Raw genomic sequence first — 22,549 nt, forward strand, 5'->3', positions numbered from 1 at the left:
GCCGGTCGGCGTACTCGCGGGCCGGGCGGAGACCTTCCACCCGGACCTGGACCGCCGTCAGCCGTCGAGGCCGCCGACGGTGGTGCCGGGCTCCAGGTCGCCGTCGCGGACGTCCACCCAGAAGGCGTCGGCGTCGTCGGCGAGCAGGACGGTGGAGCCGCTGCCGTCGCCGGCGTTGTAGCCGGGGTCCGCGATGGGCGGGGTGCCGGTGACGCCCTCGGGGCCCGTCGCGGAGCGGAAGGCGAGGGCGAGCTGGCCGAGGTTGAAGATCCCGGTGTCCTCGTCGACGACGAGGGCGCCCGTGCCGGCGTCGACGAGCGCGACCTGCTTGACGGGGTTGAGCAGGACGCCCGGCTGCACGACCTCCGCGGAGACCGCGGCGATGACCTGCCGCTGGCGCTCGGCGCGGCCGATGTCGCCCTGGAGGTCGGAGTAGCGCATCCGGGAGAACGCGAGCGCGGTCGCGCCGTCGGCCTCGTGGCAGCCGGCCTTCCAGTTCAGCTCGCTGCGCTTGTCCTTGACGGTCTCGTCGTAGCAGAGCTCGACGCCGCCGACGGCGTTCACGAGGTCCTCCAGGGCGCCGAAGCCGACCTCGGCGTAGTGGTCGACCGTGAGGCCCGTGAGCTGCTCGACCGACTCGACGAGCAGGGGCGGCCCGCCCCACGCGTAGGACGCGTTGATCTTGTTCATGCCCTCGCCGGGGATCTCCGCGTAGGTGTCGCGGGGGATCGAGATGAGGGCGACGGGACCGCTGCGCGGCTTGTGCAGCACCATGATCGTGTCGGTGCGGGCGCCGGACGTGTCGTCGTCGACGCCGCCCGAGCCGCGCTTGTCCGACCCGGCGAGCAGGTAGGTGGTGCCGGGGGTGCCGTCGGCGCCGGACAGGGCGTCGACGTGCTGCACCTTGCCGTTGGCCCACACCATCAGCCCGATCGGCCAGGCCAGGACGAGGACGAGCAGCGCCACGAGGACGAGCGCGGCGACGCGGCCCTTGCGGACGCGGAACCCACCCGGCCGGCCGGCGGCCGCGGCGGTGCCGCCGTTGCCGGGGTTCCGGGGAGGCGGCGGGGAGGACGGTCGCTGCGCGGGGGCTCCCTGGCGGGACCCGGCGGGCTGCTGCGCGGCGGGTCGCTGGGCCGGGGGCTGGCCGGCCGGGCGCTGCGAGGGCGGGTACGACCGGGGCGGGCGGCTCGCCGCCGCGGCCTGCCTCGACGACTGCCGCGCCCCGCCGGAGCGGTCCGCGGACGACACGGGGACCTCGCGGGACGACTGCCGCCGGACGCGGGGCTCGTGGCCGTCCAGGGGCACGGCGTCGTCGCGCCGGCCGACGCGTCCGGTCGGGCGGGGGGCGGACCCGGTGCCGCCGCCCACGGAGATCGCGTCGCCGGAGGACGACGGCCGGGAGCTGCGGCCACCGGCCGGGGTGAAGGAGGGCGGGATGCGTCGCTCGTCGCTCATGCCCGTCACCCGCAGACCGAGGTGACGTCGGCGCTCGTGAACGCCTCCTCGCCGGCGTCGCGGGTGCGCGTCGGGGTGGGCGTGGGCTCGGCAGACGTCTCGGAGGTCGGCTCGGCCGTCGGCTCGGCGGCGGCGTCCTCGGTGGGCTCGTCCGTGGCCCCGGCGGACGCCGACGCGTCGGCGTCCTTCTTCTTCTTGCTCTTCTTCTCGACGGCGATGGCGTCGCTGAGCGGACGGTCCTTGTCCATGTTCTCCCACACCTGGGCGGCCTCTTCCGTGAAGATGACGTTCGCCGGGTTCGACGGGTCGTACATGAACGGCGCCGTCATGAAGGCGATCGTGTCAGGCCGCACGCCGCGGGCGCTGTACGCGAGCCCGGCGAGTCCCGTCACGGAGGCGAAGTTGCTGCTCATCGTCAGCGAGCCGGTGACGGCGCCGAGGAACTGCAGGAGCTGCGGCGAGTCGGTGAGCAGGTTCTGGCCGAGCACGGTGCGGGCGAGGGCCGCCATGAGCTCCTGCTGGCGGCCGATGCGTCCGATGTCGGAGCCGTCGCCGAGGCCCTTGCCGGTGCGGGCGCGCGCGTACTTCAGCGCGGTCTCGCCGTCGAGGGTCTGCACGCCGGCGGACAGCACGAGGTGGTCCGCCTTGGGCGCGTCGATGTCGTTCGCGATGCACATCTCGACGCCGTCGAGCGCGTCGATCATCTTCTGGAACCCGGAGAAGTCGACGACGATGAAACCGTCCATGTAGACGTCGGTGATCTCCTCGATCGTCCGCATGGTGCACAGCGCCCCGGACTCGACGTCGCCGCCGTACATGACGCCCTGCGCGAAGGCGGCGTTGAACTTCGTGCCGTACAGCTCGGGGGTCTGCTCGCCGCCCGTGGTCGGGCAGGACGGGATGTCGACGGTGGTGTCACGGGGGATGGAGAGCAGCTCGACGCGGGACCGGTCCGCGGAGATGTGCATGATCATCGTGGTGTCCGCGCGGGCGCCCTCGGTGCCGTCGTCCGCCGCGGCGGCGTTGGCGCCCTCGCGGGAGTCCGAGCCGAGCAGCACGATGTTGATCGCCTCGCCCGCGTTCGGGTCGCTCGGCTCCGCCTTCTCGGGGCGGTCCGTCCCGAGGGCGGCCTCGGCGTCCACCGCGGAGATGTTGCCCGTCAGGGTGACCGCGGCGGTGCCGATCCCGGCCCCGACGAACACGAGGGCGGCGGTGGTGACCAGGCCGACCGCGCGCAGGACGGGCCGGCCGGTCAGCGAGCGTGCGTGCGCGGGCCCCTTGGCGGGGGCGTCGGCGGGCGCCACGTGGCGGGCGGGCGTGCGATTCACGGAGCGAGCATAGAGGGCGCGCAAGTCCGGCCTGTTGCGTACCCGCGCCGGTGACGTAGAGGTCCTGTGTCGGTCAGAGGCGCTTGCCCACCGGGAACTGCTGCTTGGTCAGCTTCACCACGACGTGGACGCGGGGCGCCGTGCCGCCGTTGAGCTGGCGGGCCCGCTTCGCGGTGACCGGTCGCAGGACGCCGTCGCGCAGCACGTACAGCTGGTCCTTGGTGCGGACCCGCAGGACGACCAGGGAGGGCCGGGAGACCTTCGAGATCTTCGAGGTGACGCCGGTGGCCCACGCCTGCTTCTGGGTCCGGGCGCGCAGCGCCCCGGAGCGGTCGACGCGCAGGAGGCCCTTCGTCGTGACGACGAAGGTCTTGCCCGGCCTCGTCACGACGCCCGTCGTCTTGGTGGTCTTGGTCATGCGGGCCATGCTGGCGCCGTCCAGGTAGCCGAAGGGGAGGCCGCGCAGGGGGGTGTTCTGCCGGATCGCGTCGCCGATGTACCCGTGCCGCAGCCCGGAGGTGACGAGGCGGGTGTTGCCGTTGTCGCGGTTGGTGACGACGACGCCGGGACGCACCACGGGGTCGCGGTACGGCAGCCGCTCGAGCGCGGTGGCGGACATGGTCACGGTCGTGGTGAGCAGCCCGGCGCGCTTCAGCGACGCGGTGTCGAACGCCTCGCGCTTGACGCCGTCCACCACCCGGAACAGCCGTCCGTCGGTGGTGCGGACCGTCTGCCGGAGGCGGCCGCCGGGCTTGAGCGCGTTCCACTGCGTGGCGGTGACGGTGGCGGCGCCGCCGCACCTCAGGCCGTAGTGCGCGGCCGTGGAGCACCAGGTGGCGTGCCGGCGCCCCGCCTCGACGAGCGCGACATCGCCGGACGGGCTCCGCACGAGCGTGCCGTCCTTGACGACGGGCCGGGGGGCCGCGTCCTGCGCGGCCTGCGCCCGGCGGCGGATCTCGCCGAGCTTCGGGTAGAGGTAGCGGCCCGGGCACGCGGTGGCCGCGACGTCACGGTGACCGAGGATGCGCGGCAACCGCTTGCCCTCGATGGTGGTGGTGCCGGTGGCCGGGACGTCGTGCAGGGCGAGCTTCCACGCCGTGAGCCGCACGACGGCCGACACGGACGCCGCCGACGGCTGGACGAGGTCGTAGTTGCCGAGCACCGACACCCCGGTGGTGTTCGTGTTGAAACCGATGGCGTGCCCGCCGATCGTCTGGCTGAGGATGCCGCCGGCGCGACCCTCCCAGACGCGGCCGAACTTGTCGACGAGGAAGTTGTAGCCGATGTCGCCCCAGTCGCGGGTGTTCGCGTGGTAGGCGTAGATGCCGCGGATGATGCCGGGCACCTGCGCCGACGAGTAGCTGTTCGTCCCGGCGGTGTGGTGGATCGTCGCGCCGCGGATCGAGCCCTGCCGGGGGCTCCAGGTCATCATCGACTCGTCGGCGCCCCAGGCGGCACGGGTCGCGATGGTCGGTGCGGTGGGCACCGCCGCGGCGACCACCGCCGCGCCGGACGGGGAGACCTCGGTCGGCGGTGCCGCCACGTCGTCGTCGGCCGCCGACGTGCCCGGGTCGACGACGGCGAGGGCGAGGTCGCGCACGACGCCCGCCGCGTCCCCGGTGACCCTCGCCTGGACCTGCGCGACGTCACCCACGAGCACCGGCTCGGTGCCGTCGAGGGTGCCGTCCGGGGAGGGTTCGGCCTGCGTCTCCTCCCAGGCCGACCAGCCGGCGTCGACCGCGGGGTCGGCGGCGGGGTCGGTGCTCGTGCGGACCTCGACGACGAGGGCCGCGGGGTCCACGTCGCCCGTCCAGGTGACGCCGACGACACCGAAGCCCACGACGGCGGCGGTCGCGACGAGCGGCTCGCCGTCGGCGGCGGCCTTGCGGGCCGCGGCGGTGGTGCGCGCCGTCGTGCCGGCGTCCTCGACGAGCTCGTCGGGGACGAACCCGGCCTCCTCGGTGCTCGGCTCGACGGGCTCCGCGGCGGGCGGGGTCACCGGGATCGCGTCGCCGGTCGCGTCCGTGGGCGGGGCCGGGACGGGGTCGTCGGTCGTCGCGACGGTGGCGGGCACCGGCCCGGGCGCCGCCTGCGCGCCCGGCGGGACCACGAGGGCGGTCGTCAGCAGGCCGACGGCGGCGGCGACGCCGACGCGTCCGGGGCGGGGGATGCGCATCACGGGGAGGACAGTACGTCGCCTCGGGCACCGACGCACCGGCGACCCGGACCTTCCCGCCAGGCGCGACATGTCGGACCGGCGAGCCCCCGGGATCCGACCGTGGGCGCCCCCAGAGTTCACCCACCAGTCACCCGCAGCCACCGGCCGCCGGGCCGAGGGGCCGCCCTAGACTCGCGGCATGCGCATCTCCGTGGTGGGTCTGGGCTATCTCGGCGCCGTGCACGCCACGAGCATGGCGAGCCTCGGCCACGACGTCGTGGGGGTCGAGGTCGACCCGGCGAAGGTCGAGGCCCTGGCGCTCGGCAAGGCGCCCTTCTACGAGCCGGGCTTCGACGAGCTGTTGACGCGGGTCCAGGCGTCGGGGCGGCTCGCGGTGGCCGCGGACCCGTCGGCGGTGGCGGGCTGTGCCGTGCACTTCGTGTGCGTGGGCACCCCGCAGCGCGCCGACTCCCTGGCCGCCGACCTGCGGTTCGTCGACGCGGCGGTGGCGTCGCTGGTGCCGCACCTGGCGCCGGGCGACGTCGTCGTGGGCAAGTCGACCGTCCCGGTGGGGACGGCGGCGCGGCTGGCGGAGCAGGTCGAGGCCGTCGGCGCCACGCTCGTGTGGAACCCGGAGTTCCTGCGCGAGGGGCACGCGGTGGACGACACCCTGCACCCGGACCGGATCGTCTACGGCGTCCCGGCGGGCGCGGCGGGTCAGCGGGCCGCCGCCGTCCTCGACGAGGTGTACGCGGCGCCGCTCGCGGACGGCGTGCCGCGGATCGTCACCGACCTCCCGACGGCCGAGCTGGTGAAGGTGGCGGCGAACTCGTTCCTCGCCACCAAGATCTCCTTCATCAACGCGATGGCCGAGCTGTGCGAGGTCGCGGGCGGCGACGTGACCCAGCTCGCCGACGCCATCGGGCACGACGTCCGGATCGGCCGCCGGTTCCTCAACGCGGGCCTCGGGTTCGGCGGTGGCTGCCTGCCGAAGGACATCCGGGCCTTCATGGCGCGGGCGGACGAGCTCGGCGCGGGGGAGGCGGTGGCGTTCCTCGCGGAGGTCGACGGCATCAACAACCGCCGCCGCCGGCGCACGGTGGAGCTCGCGGCGGAGGTCGTGGGCGGGGACCTCGCGGGGCGCCGTGTCGCCGTGCTCGGCGCCGCGTTCAAGCCGGAGAGCGACGACGTGCGGGACTCTCCCGCGCTCGACGTGGCGGAGCGCCTCGCGGCCGCCGGGGCGCTGGTCGTCGTCACGGACCCGCAGGCGGTCGGCACGGCGCGGGCCCGGGCCCCGCAGCTGACCTACACGCACGACGTCACCGAGGCGCTGGACGGGGCGGAGGCGGTGCTGGTGCTCACCGAGTGGCGGCAGTACCGCGAGCTCGACCCGGAGCAGGTGGGGCGCCTGGTGGCGCGCCGCGCGGTGCTCGACGGGCGCAACGCCCTGGACCGCGCCGCCTGGGAGTCGGCAGGCTGGACCTACCGGGCGCTCGGCAGGTCCTGAGCGTCGCCGGTGACGCGCTCGGCCGCGACCAGGCGGTCGCGGCGCGCGGCGTCGGTGTCGAGGGCGGCGGTGGTCGCGGCCGACAGGAGCACGACGGACCCGCCCCGGGCCCACACGCCGACGCACGTCGCCAGGACGTCCGCGACCGGTCGGGCGCCGTGGACGAGCTCGCGCCCGGCCGGGTCCTGCGGCACCTCGCCGACCAGCGGGGCGAGGGGCGCGGCGGCGCCGGGCGCGGGGTCGAAGCCGATGACGTCCCCGTAGGTCATGACCGCGGCCGCGGCGTCGACCGCGCCCGGGGGCAGGTCGCCGTCGAAGCGGCGGGCCAGGGCGGCGAGCGTCACCGCGACGACCTCGGCGGTCGTCCCGTTCCACCGGTCGGGCCGGGAGGTCACGACGACGTCGGCGTCGTGGCCGGGGGCGTCCGTCGTCGGGTCGACGAGCGTGAGCGTGGCCCCGCAGCGCGCGGCGGCGAGGGCCCACACGGTCTGGCGCCAGCCGACGGGCAGGTCGACGACGACGTCGGTGCCCGGTCCCGCGTCGAACTCCTCGACGAGCAGGTTGACGGTCTTGGCGACCCAGTTGACCACCACGGCGCCCGACAGCTCGACCCGCTCGCCGTCGTCCCCGTACCAGGTGAGGGCGGGACGCCCGCCCGCGGCGGCGAGTCGGTCGAGCAGGGCGGGCACGGTGGCGGGCACGGAGGTCACCGGCCAACCCTACGGGTCCGACCAGGGCGGATGTCCCGTGGTCGGACCTCAAGATCACCTCAGGTGGTTGTGAACAGGTCGTGCAGGTGGGTGACCTAGCACATTTCGGCTTGACGACCTTGAAAGACACGCGTGTAATTCCAGGTATGCAGTTACCCAACGGACGGCATGGAGGGGCACGCCATGTGGAACTTGTTCGACGGGGACCAGGGGGTCTTCCCGTCTGACGTCGGCAGCGAGCCGGAGCGCGTCGCGCCCGTCCTGCCGCTGTTCGGCCAGGCGGTCGTCGAGGACGACGACACGCTGCTCGGGTGGCAGGAGCGAGCCCTGTGCGCCCAGACCGACCCGGAGGCCTTCTTCCCGGAGAAGGGCGGGTCCACGCGCGAGGCCAAGAAGGTCTGCGCATCCTGCGAGGTCAAGGCCGAGTGCCTGGACTACGCCCTCGCGCACGACGAGCGCTTCGGGATCTGGGGCGGGCTGTCGGAGCGCGAGCGCCGCAAGCTCAAGCGGCGCGCCGTCTGACGCAGGTCCCACCACCGGGCGTCCGCGGCACGCATCATGGCGGGCAGGATGACTGCACCGCACCTGACCCGGACGCATGCCGACGGGGCCGCACCGCACGGCGCGACCCCGCAGGCCGCGCTGACCGACGGCCGCCCGCCCCGTGCGGCCGTCGCGGTCGCCGCCGTCGTCGTGACGCAGGGGCGCACCGCCTACCTGCCCGCCACGCTCGAGGCGCTGGCCGCGCAGGTCCACGCCCCCGACGACGTCGTCGTGATCGACGTGGACGCCGCCCCCTCGACCGCGGGGCACGCCGACCTCAGCCTGGGCGGCCACCGGTTCGTCGGCGCCTCCGGCTCCCGCACGCTCGGCGACGCCGTCAACCGTGCGCTCTCCGCAGGCGCGCTGGGCGACGCCGACTGGATCTGGGTCCTGCACGACGACTCCGCCCCCGCGCCGGACGCCCTCTCGCACCTGCTGCGAGCGGTGGAGCACTCCGCCGCCGTGGCCGTCGCCGGCCCCAAGCAGGTCCGGTGGGACGTCGACGAGTCCGGGCACCCGGCGGTGCCCGACCGCTCGCGCCCCGGGGTCCTCGTGGAGGTCGGCTTCACCGTCTCGCCGCTGGGACGGCGGATGACGGGCATCGACGACACGGAGATCGACCAGGGACAGCACGACGCCCGGGAGGACTGGCTCGCCGTCGGCCTGGCGGGGGCGCTCGTGCGCCGCAGCGTCTGGGAGCACCTCGGCGGCCCCGACCCCGAGGCCGGACGCTACGGCGACAGCCTCGACCTGTGCCGCCGGGCGCGGCTCGCGGGCCACCGCGTGGTGGTCGTGCCGGCCGCCGTCGTGCACCACGCGCAGGCGTCGCTGCGGGGCCTGCGCGGCCGCGGCGCGGGGCTCGGCGCGTCGGCCTACGCCCGCCGCCGCAGCCAGCTCCACGCCCGCCTCGCCGGGGTCCCGCTGCCTCTCGTGCCGGTCGCGATGGTGGCCATGGTCGTCTGGGCGCCGTTCGCCGCCGCCTACCGGCTCGCGCTCAAGCGCCCGGCCCGGGCCCGTGACGAGCTGCTCGCGCCGCTGGTGACGGTGCTGCGGGTCGTCCCGCTCGTGCGGGGCAGGCGTCGTGCGGCCGCGACCCGCACCCAGCCGCGCCGCGTGCTGCGACCCCTGCGCGCGAGCTGGCGCCGCGTCGCCGCGGAGCGGCGCGACGCCCGCCTCACCCGCGCGGAGGCGCACCGCGTCCGCCGCGGACCCACCGACCTGGAGCGCGCGGAGCTGCGCCGGCTCGCCCGTCGGCGCCGCACAGCGCTCGCGCTCGTCCTGGTGCCCGTGACGCTGCTCGCCGCCGCCGTGTTCGCGCCGTGGCAGGGCACCCTCGTCGACGGCGGACGCATCACGGGCGGGGCGCTGCTGCCCGCGCCGGGATCGATCGGGGACGCCTTCGCCGCCGCCACGTCCGGGTGGGTGCGGGACGCCCTCGGCACGGGCGCGCCCGCCGACCCGCTGCTCGCCGTCCTCACGGCGCTCGGCGTGCTCGCCGGGGGCTCGGTGCAGACCGCCGTCAACCTCCTCGTCGTGGCGGCGCTGCCCCTCGCGGCGCTCGCCGGCTGGTTCGGCGCCGGGGTCGTCACCCGGTCCGTGTGGGCGCGCGCCGCCGCAGCCCTGGTGTGGACGGCGACGCCGGGCTTCCTCGCCTCGCTGTCGTCCGGTCGCCTCGGCGCGGTGGTCGCGCACCTCGCCCTGCCCTGGGTGCTCGTCGCGACCATCCGCGCGCTGGGCACGCAGGCGCGCGACGGCGTCGGGCCCGCCCGCTTTCGCAGCGGATCCCTCGGCGCCGCGGCGGCCGCGGGGCTGCTCCTCGCCGTCGCGGTGTGCGGCGCCCCCGTCCTGCTCCCGGCCGCCGTCCTGACGTTCGCCGGGGTGCTGGTCGTCGCCCGCCGCTCGTGGCGGAGGCTCGCACTCGTCCTCGCCCCCGCCGTCGTCGTCGGGCTGCCGTTCTGGTGGCACGCTGTGGCGACCTGGTCCGACGGCGGCTGGCGGGCGCTGCTCGCCGAGCCGGGCGTGCCGCTGCCGTCCGCGGCCCCCGACGGCCTCACGCTGCTGCTCGGACAGCCCGCCCCGCCGACCGGTTGGCTCACAGGCACGGGCCTGCCCGGCCCGGTGGCCGCCGTCGGCCCCTGGCTCCTCGGCGGGGCCGTCCTGGTCCTCGCCGTCGCCGCGCTCGTCGGCGCCCGGCACGCCGCCGCCGTGCGCGGCGGGTTCCTCCTCGCCGCGGTCGGGCTGGTCGTCGCCCTGACCGGCGTCGGCACGGCCGTCGCCTCCGGGTCCACCGACGACGGCACCGCGGCCGTGGTGCACGGCTGGCCGGGAGCAGGCCTTTCCGTCCTGCTGCTGGGACTGGGCTGTGCCGCGCTGTCCGGGGTGCCCCGCCCGGGGCGCCACCCCGCGCGACGCGTCGGCGTCGGCGTCCTCGCCGCGCTCGCGCTCGCCCTGCCCGTCGGCGGGCTCGCCGTGTGGTGGACCGACGACGTGGCGCCCGACGCCGTGGGGTCGCTCACCGCGACCGGCGAGCACGCCGTCCCCGCGGTCGGCCGCCAGCTCCAGGCCGCGCCGCGCGCGGCGCGGGTCCTCCAGCTCGACCGGGAGGGCGGCGTCGTGGAGTACGCGGTGCTGCACGCCGACGGGACGAGCCTGCTCGACTCCTCGACCGTGGTGCGCGCCCGGACCGCCGGGCTCGCACCGGGACCGGAGCGCACCGACGTCGCCGCGCTCGACACCCTCGTCGCCCAGGTGTCCGCCGGGCGCAGCCCCGACCTCGCCGAGCAGCTCACGGCGCTCGGCGTGGGTGCCGTCCAGGTGCCCGCCGCGGGGGACCGAGACCTCGTGACCTCCCTCGACCTCGTGCCCGGGCTGCACCGGGTCACCGAGGGCGGGGTGCTGCTGTGGCGGGTCGGCGACGCCGACCCCGGCCCCGGCTGGGCCACCGTGCTGGACGCCCCCGACGCCGATCCGGGCCGCCCCGTCGAGGTGCTGGCCTCCGACGGCCGCGGCGTGGCGACCCGCGTCGGGGTCGGCGAGCCCGACCGGACGCTCGTGCTCGCCGAGACCGCCGGCGAGGGCTGGCGCGCCACCCTCGACGGACGCCGCCTGACCGCGCTCGACGTGGACGGGCGCCAGGCGTTCGACCTCGGCGGGACCGACGGGTACCTCGTCGTCGAGCACGCGGCCCCGTCCCGGCCGCCGTGGCTGGCCCTGACGGCGCTCGTGCTCGTCGTCGTCGCCCTGCTCGCCCTGCCCGTCGGCCGCCGGAGGACACGATGAGCCCGGCACGGCGGCGGACACCCGCGACCCGGGTCGCGCTGCGCGCCGTCAGCGGGGTCGCCGTCGTCGGTGCGCTCGCGGCGGTCGCCACCGTCGGGCACGCCGGGGTGGAGCGCTGGACCGGCGCCGAGGCGGTGGCCCTGGACGCCGGGACCCGGCAGGTCGCCGTGGACCCCGCGCCCGTGAGCCTCGTCTGCCCGCCCCCGGCGGCGCTGCCCGACGGCGCCGACGTCGGGGACGACCAGTTCGCCGCGACGCCCGTCGCGACCACGACCACCGTGCGCGCGACCGTGCTCGGCCCGGGGGACGACCCGGCGCTCACCGCCCTGGACGGCGGGGCGGCGGCGCCCCTGGCCGCGGGGACGGACGCGGCCGTCGGCACGTCCGGCGACGGCGGGCGGGTCCTCACCGTCGACCCGGCACCCGACGAGCGCCTCCGGGCGGCCGCGTCGGCCGCGTCGGTCACCACCGCCGGGGACCTGCGCGGTCTGGCCGCCGCGTCGTGCGGCGCCCCGGCCACCGACCGGTGGCTCGTCGGCGGCGACAGCGCCACGGGCTCCAGCGCGCTGCTGGCGGTCCAGAACCCCAGCGCGGGCGCCGCCAGCGTGCACCTGGAGGTCTTCGGCCCGCAGGGACCCGTCCCCGTGGGCGGCAGCGCGACCCTCACGCTGGAGCCCGGCGCCGAGTCCGTGGTCCGGCTGGACTCCCTCGCCCCCGAGCAGGAGCGCCTCGCCGTGCACGTCCAGGCGACCGGCGCACGGGTGACGGCGTCGCTGCAGACGCAGGGGATCGACGGGCTCGTCCCCGCCGGCACGGACGTCGTGAGCGCCGGGGCGGCCCCCGGCACCACGGCCGTCGTCACCGGTGTCGTCTCCCGCGGCGAGGAGCCGGGGGACCCGCGGGCCGCCGAGCTCTGGCTGCTCGCGCCCGCCGAGGGCGGCCGGGCCGACGTGCACGTCTACGGCCCGGACGGTCGCGTCACGCTGCGCGGGGCCGAGAGCACCGACCTCGTCGCGGGCGCCGTGACCGCGGTGCCGCTCGGCGGGCTCGCCGCGGGCACGTACGCCGTGGTGGTCGACGCCGAGGTACCCGTCGTGGCCGCCGCGCACGCGGCCGTCCCGGGGACGCTCGGCGAGGACGCCGTCGTCGACGGCACCCCCTACGACGTCGCCTGGAGCCCGGGGCTCGGCGTCCCCGCGACCGACGCGGCCGCCACCGGCCAGGTCGCGCTGCCCGACGGCACCGCCGCGACCGTCGTGCTCGCGGGGGTCCCGGCGACACGCGGCGACGCCACCCCGGCCGGCGAGGTCGAGGTGACCGTGCGCGGGTTCGACGCCGCCGGGGCGGTCGCCGGGGAGCAGCAGGTCTCCGTGCCCGTCGGCGGGACCGTCGAGGTGCCCGCCGCTGACCTGGGTGCGGTCGCCGCGGTCGCGGTGGACGCCCCGGCCTCGGACGCCGGGTCGGTCACCTGGTCCGTGCGGCTCACCGCGTCCGACGGCACCGGCACGCCCGGCACGCTCGTGGCGACCCTCCAGCCCACGTCGTCCGGCGGCGTCGCGGGCGAGGTCGCCGTGCGCCGCGTCGACGTGCCCTGACGTCTCAGCGGTCCCGGAAGTCCGGGTCGATCTCCTCCGGCGTCCGGGCCAGCAGGTGCGCCACCTGCTCCACGACGACGTCGTGGACGAGCTCGTCCCGGTCGTCGGCGTCCAGCGCCCGGGTCTCCACCGGGCGGCGGTACACGACGATCCGCGCCGGCTGGCCCGCCTCCGCGGGGAAGAGACGACCGAGGGCGACGCCCCCGGTCTCCCACGGCGCCGGGTCCGACGGCGGCACGTCCTCGACGGCGAACTCGACGCCGCCCACCGCGGGCCACCGCCGCTCGAGACGGTCCACGGCCGCCAGCACGGCGTCGTCGAAGCGCTGCGCGCGCGTCCGGTGGGCGGGGGCGCCCGGCGGCAGCAGCGGGCCGCGCAGGCCCCGTCCGTGGCGGTCCCGGCGTCGCGACCCCCGTGGCGGCAGACCCCCGCCGAGCGGGACCAGGGGACCGGTCGGCGCGTCCGGCTCGTCGCTCGTCATGGACCGAGCGTAACCAGCGCGGCGCGCCGGTGAGCACGGCACCGTCCCGGCGGCGTATCCTCCCCGCGTGAGATCCGTCCGCCAGTGCTCGCGCACGGCATGCACCCAGGCAGCCGTCGCGACGCTCACCTACGTCTACGCGGACTCCACCGCGGTGCTCGGCCCTCTGGCGCAACGGGCCGAGCCGCACAGCTACGACCTGTGCTCCGTCCACGCGGGACGCCTCACCGCGCCCCGCGGCTGGGAGGTCGTCCGGCTCCAGCCGGAGTTCGACACCCCGTCGCCGTCCAAGGACGACCTGTCCGCGCTGGCCGAGGCCGTTCGCGAGGCCGGCCGCGGCGGACGCCCCGCGCCCGCACCCGAGCCCGACGGCGTCACCGAGACCGCACGACGCGGGCACCTGCGGGTGCTGCGGGGCGACTCCGACTGACCCTGCGCGGGTGAGGTCCGGGCTCACGACCCGACGTCGTCGTCGACGCGCCGTAGGGTGGGCACCGTGACCGACCTGACCGGCCTCGTCAAGGCCTACGACGTGCGGGGCACCGTCCCCGACCAGCTCTCCCCGGAGGTCGCTCGCGCTCTCGGCGAGGCGTACGCCCGCGTGGTCGTGCTCCCCGAGGGCGCCCACCGGGTCGTCGTCGGACGGGACATGCGCGACTCCGGCCCCGGGCTCGTCGCCGCGTTCGCCGACGGCGTCCGCGGCACCGGCGTCGACGTGGTCAACGTCGGGCTGTGCTCCACCGACGGGCTCTACTTCGCGTCCGGGCACCTCGACGCCCCCGGCGCCATGTTCACCGCGTCGCACAACCCGGCCGTCTACAACGGGATCAAGCTGTGCCGCGCCGGCGCGCGCCCCGTCGGGCAGGACACCGGCCTGGCCGACGTGCGTCGGCTCGCCGAACAGATCCTCGACGGCGCGCCCTCCGCGCCCGCGGACGCGCCCGGCGCGATCGAGGCGCGCGACCTGCTCGCCGAGTACGCAGGGTTCCTGCGCGGCCTGGTCGACCTGACCGGCGTCCGCCCCCTGAAGGTGGTCGTCGACGCCGGCAACGGCATGGCCGGCCTCACCGCGCCCGCCGTGCTCGGCACCGCCGCCGGGCTGCCCGCCCTGCCGCTCGAGATCGTGCCGCTCTACTTCGAGCTCGACGGGACGTTCCCGAACCACGAGGCCAACCCGCTGGAGCCCGCGAACCTCCTCGACCTGCAGGCCGCCGTCGTCGCCCACGAGGCCGACCTCGGGCTCGCGTTCGACGGCGACGCCGACCGCTGCTTCGTCGTCGACGAGAAGGGCGCCGCCGTCTCCCCGTCGGCCGTCACGGCGCTCGTCGGGCTGCGGGAGATCACCAAGGAGCAGGCCGCGGGCCGCACCGCCACCGTGATCCACAACCTCATCACCTCGCGCGCCGTGCCCGACCTGCTCGGCGCCACCGATGCGCGGCTCGTGCGCACCCGCGTCGGCCACTCCTTCATCAAGGCCGAGATGGCCGCCCACGACGCCGTGTTCGGGGGCGAGCACTCCGCCCACTACTACTTCCGCGACTTCTGGTTCGCCGACACCGGCATGCTCGCGGCGCTGCACGTGCTCGCCGCGCTCGGCGAGCAGCAGCACCCCGCCTCCGCGCTCGCCGAGATGTACACCCCGTACGTCGCCTCCGGCGAGATCAACTCCACCGTCGCGGACGCCGCCGCCGTCACCGACCGCGTGCGCGACACCTACGCCACGGCCTACCCCGACGCCGTGATCGACACCCTCGACGGGCTCACCGTCGCCCACTGGGACGGGCAGCACCCCCAGTGGTGGTTCAACCTGCGCGCCTCCAACACCGAGCCGCTGCTGCGGCTCAACGTCGAGGCCGCCGACGCCGACATCATGACCAAGCTGCGCGACGACGTGCTGTCGCTGGTCCGAGGAGAAGACGCATGACCGAGAACAGCCCCTGGATCGACCCCTGGGTCCGGTCCGTCCTGCGGTGCCCCGCCACCGGTGCCGAGCTCGTCGACGCCACCGGCCCGGACGGCGAGCCCGAGCTGCGGTCCACCGACGCCGAGCGCCCGCTGGCCTACCCCGTCCGGGACGGCATCCCCGTCCTGCTGGAGAGCGAGGCGCGGGCGCTCTGAAGCGTCGCGAGGTGAACGACAAATGAATAGATATTGCCGCCGCGATGAATTCCTCTCGTAACAGCACATTCTCCTTCAATTCGCTCATGCGATAGTTAGGATGCCTCAGTCGATCAAGACCGAGGAGAGTTCCACCCCATGAGTCAATTCGCCGTGGCGGCCAAGAGACGGTTCCGGCTCGCCGCCATCGAGAGGCTGCGCGGGACGCCGCAGACCCGTCGGGAGAACGCGACGGCCGCAGCCCTCCTCGCCGAGCTGAGTGCGATCGCGTCCGAGCTCTCCGGGAGCGCCGCGTGGCCCCACGTGCAGCTGACCCGCGCCGTCGTCGACCTGCAGGCCGCGGTGGCCGCCGATCGCGCCGACCCGGGACGCTCCGAGGCCGTGGCGCTGGGACGGGCCGCCTGGCACCGCGGTGCCGGGCCCGTCTGGGACGCGTTCCGCGTCGTGGGCGAGCGCCTGGTGCGGTACGACGCCGACCTCGCCGGCCGGGTGGCGACCCTGCTGCTGGAGGCGCGGCCGAAGAGCGACCCGGCGCGCGGCCTGCGCAAGGAGGCGCGCGCCGCGGTGCGTGACCGCGACCGGGACGCGGACCGGTGGCGCGAGCGTGCCGGGTCGAGGTCTCCCGACGGCGCGGTGCCGACCGTGCTGGCCGCGCTGGCACCTCCGACGGCGGTGGACGAGGACGGGTGGTTCGGCGTCGAGGACGCCCTGGACCGGGGCGTCGACCTCGCACCTGCCCTCGCGACCCAGCTCCGCCGGTCCTACCTCGGCGACGCGCGGGCGACGCGGGCCTACCTCCCGACGCTCCGCGCGGGAGTCGCCCGCGGGCTCGTGGCGGACCGTCCGCTGGGTGGGCTGCGACCGGTCCTCGACGCCACGTTCGACGAGTTCAGCTCCGCGGAGAGGCCCGGACTGGTCGATGTCGAGACGGTCGACATCTCGGGCCTGCGTGAATACCTGACAGGTCGGACCGTCTGCCTCGTCGCGAACTCGGCCGAGCTCCTCGAGCACGAGCACGGTGCCGAGATCGACTCCCACGACGTGGTCGTGCGCTTCAACTCCTTCGCGCTGGACCCGGTGCGGACGGGGGAGCGCACGGACGTGCACGCCACGATCCACCTGCACGACTTCAACTGGGACGTGCCGGTGGACGTGCGGCTCGTGTTCGCCGGTGACCAGTCGGCGTGGGGGCACAACCTGCGTCGGCACGTGCGCCCCGGTGCGCAGCGCCTCCTGGGGGACGACTCGCTGCGATGGCCGCGTCGGACGTTGCTGGCGCCCGAGCTGCGTGAGCGCTGCACCGTCCCGACGAGCGGGTTCAACATGCTGCTGGTGCTGGACTACCTCGACGTGAGCCCGCGCATCGACCTCTACGGCTTCAACTTCCACTCGGGCGCCCCGCACCGTCGGCCCGACGCGATGCACCTGCCGGTGGCGACGGCGCACTCCTACGACGTGGAACGGGAGTGGGTGGCCGCCCGGACGGTGTCCACCGCCCCGGGAAGGATCTCCCTGCGATGACGACCGCGACCGGCGGACGACGGGCCTACGCGGCCTTCGTCGACGACAACTACTTTCCCGGCTTCGTGGCCCTGCTCAAGAGCCTCCAGCTGTCCGACCCGGGCGGCACCGCGGACCTCGTCGTCCTGCACGACGGACTCGATCCCGCCAAGGTGGCGCGCACGCGGGCCCTGCGGCCCGACGCGCGCTTCGTGCGCGTGGACCCCGCACCCTACGAGCGGTACCGCAAGGGCGACGACTCCAACTACCTGTTCACCAAGGCGTACTTCATCCTCGACGCGTTCCGGCTGCGCGGCTACGACAAGGTGGTGACGCTCGACACCGACATGGTGGTCGTGGAGCCGATCGCCGACCTGTTCGACCTGCCCGCCGGGTTCGCCGCCGTCCCGCAGCTCTTCGACTCGGACGAGGGGCGCAAGCTCAACAGCGGCCTGATGGTGTTCGGCCCCGAGCACATGAGCGACGAGTTCGTGGCCCGCCTCGACGCCATCGGGGAGTCGGGGGAGTACGAGCTCGAACGGCACGACCAGGGCGTCCTGACCGCCGCCCTCGACGGCGACTACCTGCGGCTGGACCGCGCCTACAACTGGGTCAAGAGGGCGTCGCGCCCGGGCTCCCGGGCTCCGGCGGGCGCGAAGATCCTGCACTACACGGGTCGCTGGAAGCCGTGGCACGGTGGCGAGCAGGGCTACGCCGAGATCGAGCAGGCGTGGCACCGGTTCGCGATCAGCGACGCGGCGTACGTGGCCACGTTCCTGCAGGCCGCCGACGAGCTGGAGGCCGCGGGCGGGGTGCCGCACCCGGGGCTGACCTCCTGGTACCGGGACCTGGCGAGGGACCTCCCGGACGTCGTCCTCGAGCGGCTCCGCGTGGAGACCCCGACGACGCGGCAGGTCCTGGCGTCGGCACGCGAGCTGGCGGCCGGTGGCGACCACGACGGTGCGCTGGCGCTGCGCCGGCTGGTCGCGGCCGAGACGGGCCGCGTGGACGACGCGATCCTGCACGCGGTGTCGTTGCGCGCGGTCGGACGGGTCGACGACGCGGTGACGGTGGCGGGTCTCGCGGCCGTGGACGGCGACGGCGCGGACGGGCACCACCTCCTGGCCGAGACGGCCTGGGTGCGCTCGGACCGGGCGGCCGCCGAGCGGCACGTCCGGGCCGCGCTCGTGCGCCACCCGGCGCACACGAGGGCGAGGGCGCTCGCCCGCCGGCTGGCCGGAGGTGCGGCGGACCACCGGGTGGCGTCGACCCTCACGGACGGCGGCCTGCGACTGTCCCATGCCGCGTTCTACGTCGACGAGCTGGGAAACTTCGGTGACGAGCTGCTGCCCGTCGCGGTCCGCGAGAGCGTCGCCGAGCAGCGTCCTGTGGAGTCGTGGACCGGCTTCCACGTGCACCAGGTCTTCGACGAGGCGGCCGTCGAGCGGGCGAACGCGACCTCGGCGCTGCTGGTCGGCGGCGGCGGGCTGTTCCTGCCGGACACCATGCCGAACCGCAACAGCGGCTGGCAGTGGAACGTGCCCGACGCGAGCCTGCGACGGCTCGACGTCCCGCTGGCGCTCGTCGCGGTGGGGTACAACCTGTTCGACGGCCAGCGGATCACCGGGTCGAGGTTCGAGGAGTCCCTGCGCCTGACCGTGGAGACGGCGTCGCTCGTGGGGCTGCGCAACCACGGCTCGATCGACCGCGTGCGGTCGATGCTGCCCGCCGAGCTGGCCGACAAGGTCGTGTACATGCCGTGCCCGACGACGTTCCTCGGTCTGCTGTCCCACGGCCCCGGCGCCCGCGTGCGTGCGGGCGGCCCTGGCGGCGCCGACCGTCCGGTCGCCTACCTCAACGTCGCCTACGACCGTTCCTCCCTGCGCTTCAAGGACGGCTACGAGGTGTTCCTCGCCGAGATCGCGACGTTCGTCCGCTCGGTGGCCGACGCCGTCGAGGTGCGGGTCGCCGCGCACACCGTCGGCGACGAGCGGGTCGCGTGGGACCTGTACGCGGCGCACGGCCTGCGGGTCCCGGTGGACGCGTTCTACCGCAGGGGGATCGACGGCGCGCTCCAGGCCTACGCCGACGCGGCCGTCGTCGTGGGCATGCGCGGGCACGCGGGCATGATCCCGTTCGGGGTCGGCACCCCCATCGTCTCGCTGGTGTCGCACCCCAAGCTGCGCTTCTTCCTCGAGGACGTCGGGCACACCGAGTGGGGGATCACCGTGGACGACCCGGGTCTCGCCGAGCGCCTGGCGGACCTCGTGCGGGACGTCGCCGGGGACCAGGTGCGGTACCGCCGGGACGTCGAGGTCGCGCGCGAGCACCTGCGCACGCGGTACGACGAGGCGCTCGGCAAGCTGCTGGCAGCGGTGTGACGACGGACCGGGCCGCCACCTCGCTCGTGCGCACGGGCGAGGTGGCGGCCCCACCCGCGGGCGCGACACCCGTGCGGCGGGCCTTCCTGCCGGAGATCCAGGCCCTGCGCGCCCTCGCGGTGGGCCTGGTGGTCGTCTACCACGTACGCCCCGACCTTCTGCCGGGCGGGTTCGTCGGCGTCGACGTCTTCTTCGTCATCTCCGGCTTCCTCATCTCGGGCCATCTCCTGCGCGAGGTCACCGCCACCGGGCGGGTGTCGCTGGCCGCGTTCTGGGCGGCCCGCGTGCGGCGCATCCTGCCGGCGAGCCTCGTCGTCATCGCCGTGGTGCTGCTCACCTGCACCTGGGTGCTGCCGCCGAGCGAGTGGACGCTCGTCCAGCGGCACGGGTGGGCGTCGCTGCTGTACGTGGAGAACTGGGTCCTCGCCGCCGGGTCGGTGGACTACCTGGCCGCCGACGACGTGGCCACGCCGTTCCAGCACTTCTGGTCCCTCGCCGTGGAGGAACAGTTCTACCTGGTGTGGCCGCTGCTGTTCGTGGCGGCGGGCGCCCTTGCGGCACGAGGTCCTCGACGGCGCCGCCCCGTCCCGGTGCGGCGGGTGCTGCTCGTCGTGCTGGGCCTCGTCGTGGTGGCGTCCTTCGTCGAGTCGGCCGTCCGGGTCGGCGGGGGCGACCCGGCCGCGTACTTCGCGACGACCGCCCGCGTGTGGGAGCTCGGGATCGGAGGGCTGCTCGCGCTCGCCCCGCGCCCGACGGGCCGGGCCACGTCGCGTGCCCTGCTCGCCCTCGCCGGGCTCGGCACGATCGTCGCCGCCGCGTTCCTGCTCAGCGGCGCCGACCCGTTCCCTGGCCCGCACGCACTGTGGCCGGTGCTCGGCACGTGCGCCGTGATCGTCGCCGGGCGGACCGCGGGGCCGCTTTCGCTCCACCGGCTCGTCGACGCCCGTCCGGTCCAGTGGCTGGGTGCCACCTCCTACTCCGTCTACCTGTGGCACTTCCCGGTCGTCGTCTACGCCGCCACCTGGACGGGGCGCGAGCCGACCGCTCTCGAGGCCGTGGCGATGGTCGGCGCCGCGCTCGTCCTCGGCCGGCTGAGTCACCGGTACGTCGAGCAGCCGTTCCGTCGTCGTCGCCTGCCCGACGGCGTGACGTTGCGGCGAGCCGTCGTCGCGATGGCGGTCGTCGCGCTGCTGTCCCTCGTGGTGACCCTCCGGGTGGCGCTCGCGGACGACGTGACCGTGCCGGTGGCGCCCGGGTCGGGGTACGGGGCCGAGGCCGTCCAGGACGGCGGCCTGCCGACGTTCGTGGGACCGCACCGGGCCCTCGCACCCGCCCTCACCTCCGTGGTCGACGACGAGGTGTCGGCATTCGACGAGGACGCCTGCTCGGCCCGCGGCGACGGCCCGGTCTCCCCGCCCACCACCTGCTCCTTCGGACCCGCGGACGCCGCGTTCACCCTGGCGCTCGTGGGCGACTCGCACGCCCGCATGGTGGGCAGCCCGGTGCTGGCGATCGCCGCGCAGCACGGTTGGCGGGTCGACACCTACCTGCGCGACTCGTGCCCCTTCTCCACGGAGATGCGGACGATCGACCAGGGACCGGACTGCGTCGCCGCGAACGAGGCGACGCTGCGCGCCGTCCTCGACGACCCGCCGGACGCCGTCCTCACGGTCGCCTACGGCGCCTCGCGGTTCCGGGAGACGGAGGGGCCCGATCGCCCGGGGGTGCGCGGGTTCGCCCGGACGTGGAACGTCCTGGAGGACGCGGGCGTGGACGTGCTCGTGCTCAAGGACGCCCCGCAGCCGGACCCCTCTGTCGTCCGGTGCGTGACGTCCCACCCGGAGAACCCCCGGCGGTGCGCCCTGGACCGCGACACGGCCCTGAAGGGCCGCGACGTCGTCGACGACGCGGCCCTCCTCGCCCCGCGGGCGGAGGTGATCGACCTGACCGAGTACTTCTGCGGGCCGGAGGTCTGCCCGCCCGTCATCGGCAACGTCGTGGTCTACCGGGACACGAACCACCTCACGGACACGTACGCGCGGTCGCTCACCACGGTGCTCGGTGAGCGCATCGTGCCCGAGCGGTGATCAGCTGCTGATCCGGGTGATCCACGCCGCGGGCATGCTCCCGCGGGTGGTGGCGCGCCCGACCCAGGAGCGCATCTGGTCGGCCTTGCCGGTCAGCGTGGCCTTCGTGCCGTTGGGCTGGGTGGCGGTGAGCGTGCGCACCTGACCGCTGGACCAGGTGCGGGTCACCTTGACGGACTGCACGTTCTTGAGCCCGAAGAGCCGCCTGGCCTGCGCCTGGGTGAGGGTGCGGGTCCAGGACCGGTAGGAGTTGCCGGGGGCGCGCAGGCTGGCGGGATCGGCGACGCTGCGCTCGTAGGAGAGCCGCGAGGCCCACACGTCCTCGGAGTTCGCGGTGCGTCCGCCGCTCGAGGAGAAGTAGTGCGCGGCGACCGCGCGGCCCCCGACCTGCAGGACGCGGGCGTTCGTGCGGCTGCGGGTCGTGGCGTCGACCGCCTTGACCCACACCTTGCCGTAGCGGCCGCCGGACCCTTCGGCCTCCTTGCGCCAGCCGGCGTAGTTCTGGTCCCGGACGTCGTCGACGACGTGGCAGTTGCAGGCCGACTTGGTGCTCATCTTCGAGATCGCGTACGAGCGGGCGGTGACGGCCTGCGCGCGCAGCGCCCGGTCGCCGCCGTTCAGGCCCCACGACGACGGCATCTCGGCGATGCCGTACAGGTACTCGGTGTTGAGGAGCACGTCGTTGGTGATGTTGGGGACGCCGCGGCGGTTGACGACGGTGAGGCGGCCGTTCTTGTACGAGCCGTGGGTGCCGCTGATCGTGGCGACCGCGGTGCGGCCCGCGGGTCGCCAGTAGCGGGTCCCGGACCACTGGATGCGCAGCTTCGGGGCGACGTGCACCTTCCCGGCGACCTTGACCCGGACGTTGCCGCCGTTCCCGATGCGGACCTTGAGGGTCGTGGTGCCGCTGCCCTGGGCGACCGTGCCCTTGCCGGGCTCGCGGACCCGCCACTCGCCGCCGCGCACGGTCACCCACGTGGTGTCGCCGGAGTCTCCGTACCCGGAGTACCCGTACGGGTCGGGTCCGTGCACCTGGACGCTGACGCTCGACGGTGTCGTGCGGTATCCCTGCTTCGAGCCCTGGTAGTAGTGCCGGAGGATGCCGACGGCGGAGCGTCCTTCCCGCGCCATCTGGTAGGCGCCGTACTGGCTCATGCCCACGCCGTGGCCGTACCCGGATCCGGAGATCGTGAAGTCGTCGGGTACGGCGGCGGTGGCGGGTGCCGCGACGGCCAGCCCTCCGGTCGCGGCGACCAGCAGGGCGACGGTGCCCGCGAGGGCCCGCCGGAGTCTCAGGTGTCCCATGGTTGTTTGCCCCCTTCACCTCTACTGTGACTCAGGCAACAGAGGACGGCATCCGCTGGCTCCGGCGGGACGTGCCGCCCGGCGCCGGGGCGACTCCGC

16 protein-coding genes are annotated in these 22,549 nt (G+C 75.4%); 10 read left to right on the forward strand and 6 right to left on the reverse strand.

Annotated elements, in window-relative coordinates:
- Positions 1-57: 57 nt before the first annotated feature.
- The 3 genes from I598_RS17510 to I598_RS16405 all read right to left on the reverse strand — a co-directional run bounded on the left by I598_RS17510 (position 58) and on the right by I598_RS16405 (position 4,962).
- Entirely contained in the window at positions 58-1,458 is a 1,401-nt protein-coding gene (locus I598_RS17510; protein ID WP_083973643.1) for an LCP family protein, read from the reverse strand.
- A 5-nt stretch (positions 1,459-1,463) separates the two neighbouring features.
- A complete protein-coding gene (locus tag I598_RS16400) occupies positions 1,464-2,786 on the reverse strand; it encodes an LCP family glycopolymer transferase (RefSeq protein WP_232314204.1) in 1,323 nt (440 codons plus the stop codon).
- A gap of 73 nt (positions 2,787-2,859) precedes the next feature.
- Entirely contained in the window at positions 2,860-4,962 is a 2,103-nt protein-coding gene (locus I598_RS16405; RefSeq protein ID WP_068204236.1) for an N-acetylmuramoyl-L-alanine amidase, read from the reverse strand.
- Positions 4,963-5,143: 181 nt separating this feature from the next.
- Here I598_RS16405 and I598_RS16410 point away from each other — a divergent pair, with 181 nt between their 5' ends.
- Positions 5,144-6,451 (forward strand): UDP-glucose dehydrogenase family protein, encoded by a 1,308-nt coding sequence (locus I598_RS16410; protein ID WP_068204238.1) that lies wholly within the window; start codon positions 5,144-5,146, stop codon positions 6,449-6,451.
- Here I598_RS16410 and I598_RS16415 read toward each other — a convergent pair.
- On the reverse strand, positions 6,427-7,161 hold the full coding sequence (locus I598_RS16415) for a TIGR03089 family protein (RefSeq protein ID WP_232314205.1): 735 nt from the start codon (positions 7,159-7,161) through the stop codon (positions 6,427-6,429). The genes I598_RS16410 and I598_RS16415 overlap by 25 nt on opposite strands.
- A gap of 183 nt (positions 7,162-7,344) precedes the next feature.
- Here I598_RS16415 and I598_RS16420 point away from each other — a divergent pair, with 183 nt between their 5' ends.
- The 3 genes from I598_RS16420 to I598_RS16430 are packed head-to-tail and all read left to right on the forward strand — an operon-like array spanning position 7,345 to position 12,578.
- On the forward strand, positions 7,345-7,683 hold the full coding sequence (locus I598_RS16420) for a WhiB family transcriptional regulator (protein WP_068205386.1): 339 nt from the start codon (positions 7,345-7,347) through the stop codon (positions 7,681-7,683).
- Between the two features lie 48 nt (positions 7,684-7,731).
- Positions 7,732-10,983 carry a glycosyltransferase gene (locus I598_RS16425; protein ID WP_198155714.1) on the forward strand — a complete coding sequence of 1,084 codons (3,252 nt, stop codon included), beginning with the start codon at positions 7,732-7,734 and terminating at the stop codon, positions 10,981-10,983.
- Entirely contained in the window at positions 10,980-12,578 is a 1,599-nt protein-coding gene (locus I598_RS16430) for a DUF5719 family protein (RefSeq protein WP_068204242.1), read from the forward strand. Before I598_RS16425 ends, I598_RS16430 begins: the two co-directional genes overlap by 4 nt.
- A 4-nt stretch (positions 12,579-12,582) precedes the next feature.
- Here I598_RS16430 and I598_RS16435 read toward each other — a convergent pair whose 3' ends face one another.
- Positions 12,583-13,059, reverse strand: coding sequence for a metallopeptidase family protein (locus I598_RS16435; protein ID WP_068204244.1), 477 nt, complete (start codon positions 13,057-13,059; stop codon positions 12,583-12,585).
- Between the two features lie 67 nt (positions 13,060-13,126).
- Between I598_RS16435 and I598_RS16440 the strand changes: the two genes are divergently transcribed.
- The 6 genes from I598_RS16440 to I598_RS16465 all read left to right on the forward strand — a co-directional run bounded on the left by I598_RS16440 (position 13,127) and on the right by I598_RS16465 (position 21,145).
- Complete coding sequence (locus I598_RS16440; protein WP_068204246.1) at positions 13,127-13,489, forward strand: DUF3499 domain-containing protein; 363 nt, start codon at positions 13,127-13,129, stop codon at positions 13,487-13,489.
- 66 nt (positions 13,490-13,555) lie between these two features.
- The gene (locus I598_RS16445) at positions 13,556-14,983 is read left to right on the forward strand and encodes a phosphomannomutase/phosphoglucomutase (RefSeq protein ID WP_083973644.1); all 1,428 of its coding nucleotides are present in this window, start codon (positions 13,556-13,558) and stop codon (positions 14,981-14,983) included.
- Positions 14,980-15,177: a Trm112 family protein gene (locus I598_RS16450; RefSeq protein WP_068204249.1), complete on the forward strand. Its 198-nt coding sequence runs from the start codon at positions 14,980-14,982 to the stop codon at positions 15,175-15,177. The genes I598_RS16445 and I598_RS16450 overlap by 4 nt, the downstream gene beginning before the upstream one ends.
- Before the next feature lie 138 nt (positions 15,178-15,315).
- Positions 15,316-16,698 carry a glycosyltransferase family 29 protein gene (locus I598_RS16455; protein WP_157557277.1) on the forward strand — a complete coding sequence of 461 codons (1,383 nt, stop codon included), beginning with the start codon at positions 15,316-15,318 and terminating at the stop codon, positions 16,696-16,698.
- Positions 16,695-19,058 (forward strand): glycosyltransferase, encoded by a 2,364-nt coding sequence (locus tag I598_RS16460; RefSeq protein ID WP_068204253.1) that lies wholly within the window; start codon positions 16,695-16,697, stop codon positions 19,056-19,058. The genes I598_RS16455 and I598_RS16460 overlap by 4 nt, the downstream gene beginning before the upstream one ends.
- Entirely contained in the window at positions 19,055-21,145 is a 2,091-nt protein-coding gene (locus tag I598_RS16465) for an acyltransferase family protein (RefSeq protein ID WP_198155715.1), read from the forward strand. Before I598_RS16460 ends, I598_RS16465 begins: the two co-directional genes overlap by 4 nt.
- Here I598_RS16465 and I598_RS16470 read toward each other — a convergent pair whose 3' ends face one another.
- The gene (locus I598_RS16470) at positions 21,146-22,450 is read right to left on the reverse strand and encodes a SpoIID/LytB domain-containing protein (RefSeq protein WP_068204254.1); all 1,305 of its coding nucleotides are present in this window, start codon (positions 22,448-22,450) and stop codon (positions 21,146-21,148) included.
- Positions 22,451-22,549: the final 99 nt, after the last annotated feature.

The sequence above is a fragment of the Isoptericola dokdonensis DS-3 genome, assembly GCF_001636295.1.
Lineage (GTDB): Bacteria > Actinomycetota > Actinomycetes > Actinomycetales > Cellulomonadaceae > Isoptericola > Isoptericola dokdonensis.

What these genes read in the sequence shown, in the direction of transcription:
- I598_RS16420 (WP_068205386.1), top strand. Translation starts at nt 7,345, where the DNA reads ATGTGGAACTTGTTCGACGGGGACCAGGGGGTCTTCCCGTCTGACGTC.
- I598_RS16405 (WP_068204236.1), bottom strand. Translation starts at nt 4,962, where the DNA reads ATGCGCATCCCCCGCCCCGGACGCGTCGGCGTCGCCGCCGCCGTCGGC.
- I598_RS16430 (WP_068204242.1), top strand. Translation starts at nt 10,980, where the DNA reads ATGAGCCCGGCACGGCGGCGGACACCCGCGACCCGGGTCGCGCTGCGC.
- I598_RS16450 (WP_068204249.1), top strand. Translation starts at nt 14,980, where the DNA reads ATGACCGAGAACAGCCCCTGGATCGACCCCTGGGTCCGGTCCGTCCTG.
- I598_RS16435 (WP_068204244.1), bottom strand. Translation starts at nt 13,059, where the DNA reads ATGACGAGCGACGAGCCGGACGCGCCGACCGGTCCCCTGGTCCCGCTC.
- I598_RS16410 (WP_068204238.1), top strand. Translation starts at nt 5,144, where the DNA reads ATGCGCATCTCCGTGGTGGGTCTGGGCTATCTCGGCGCCGTGCACGCC.
- I598_RS17510 (WP_083973643.1), bottom strand. Translation starts at nt 1,458, where the DNA reads ATGAGCGACGAGCGACGCATCCCGCCCTCCTTCACCCCGGCCGGTGGC.
- I598_RS16460 (WP_068204253.1), top strand. Translation starts at nt 16,695, where the DNA reads ATGACGACCGCGACCGGCGGACGACGGGCCTACGCGGCCTTCGTCGAC.
- I598_RS16425 (WP_198155714.1), top strand. Translation starts at nt 7,732, where the DNA reads ATGACTGCACCGCACCTGACCCGGACGCATGCCGACGGGGCCGCACCG.
- I598_RS16470 (WP_068204254.1), bottom strand. Translation starts at nt 22,450, where the DNA reads ATGGGACACCTGAGACTCCGGCGGGCCCTCGCGGGCACCGTCGCCCTG.
- I598_RS16455 (WP_157557277.1), top strand. Translation starts at nt 15,316, where the DNA reads ATGAGTCAATTCGCCGTGGCGGCCAAGAGACGGTTCCGGCTCGCCGCC.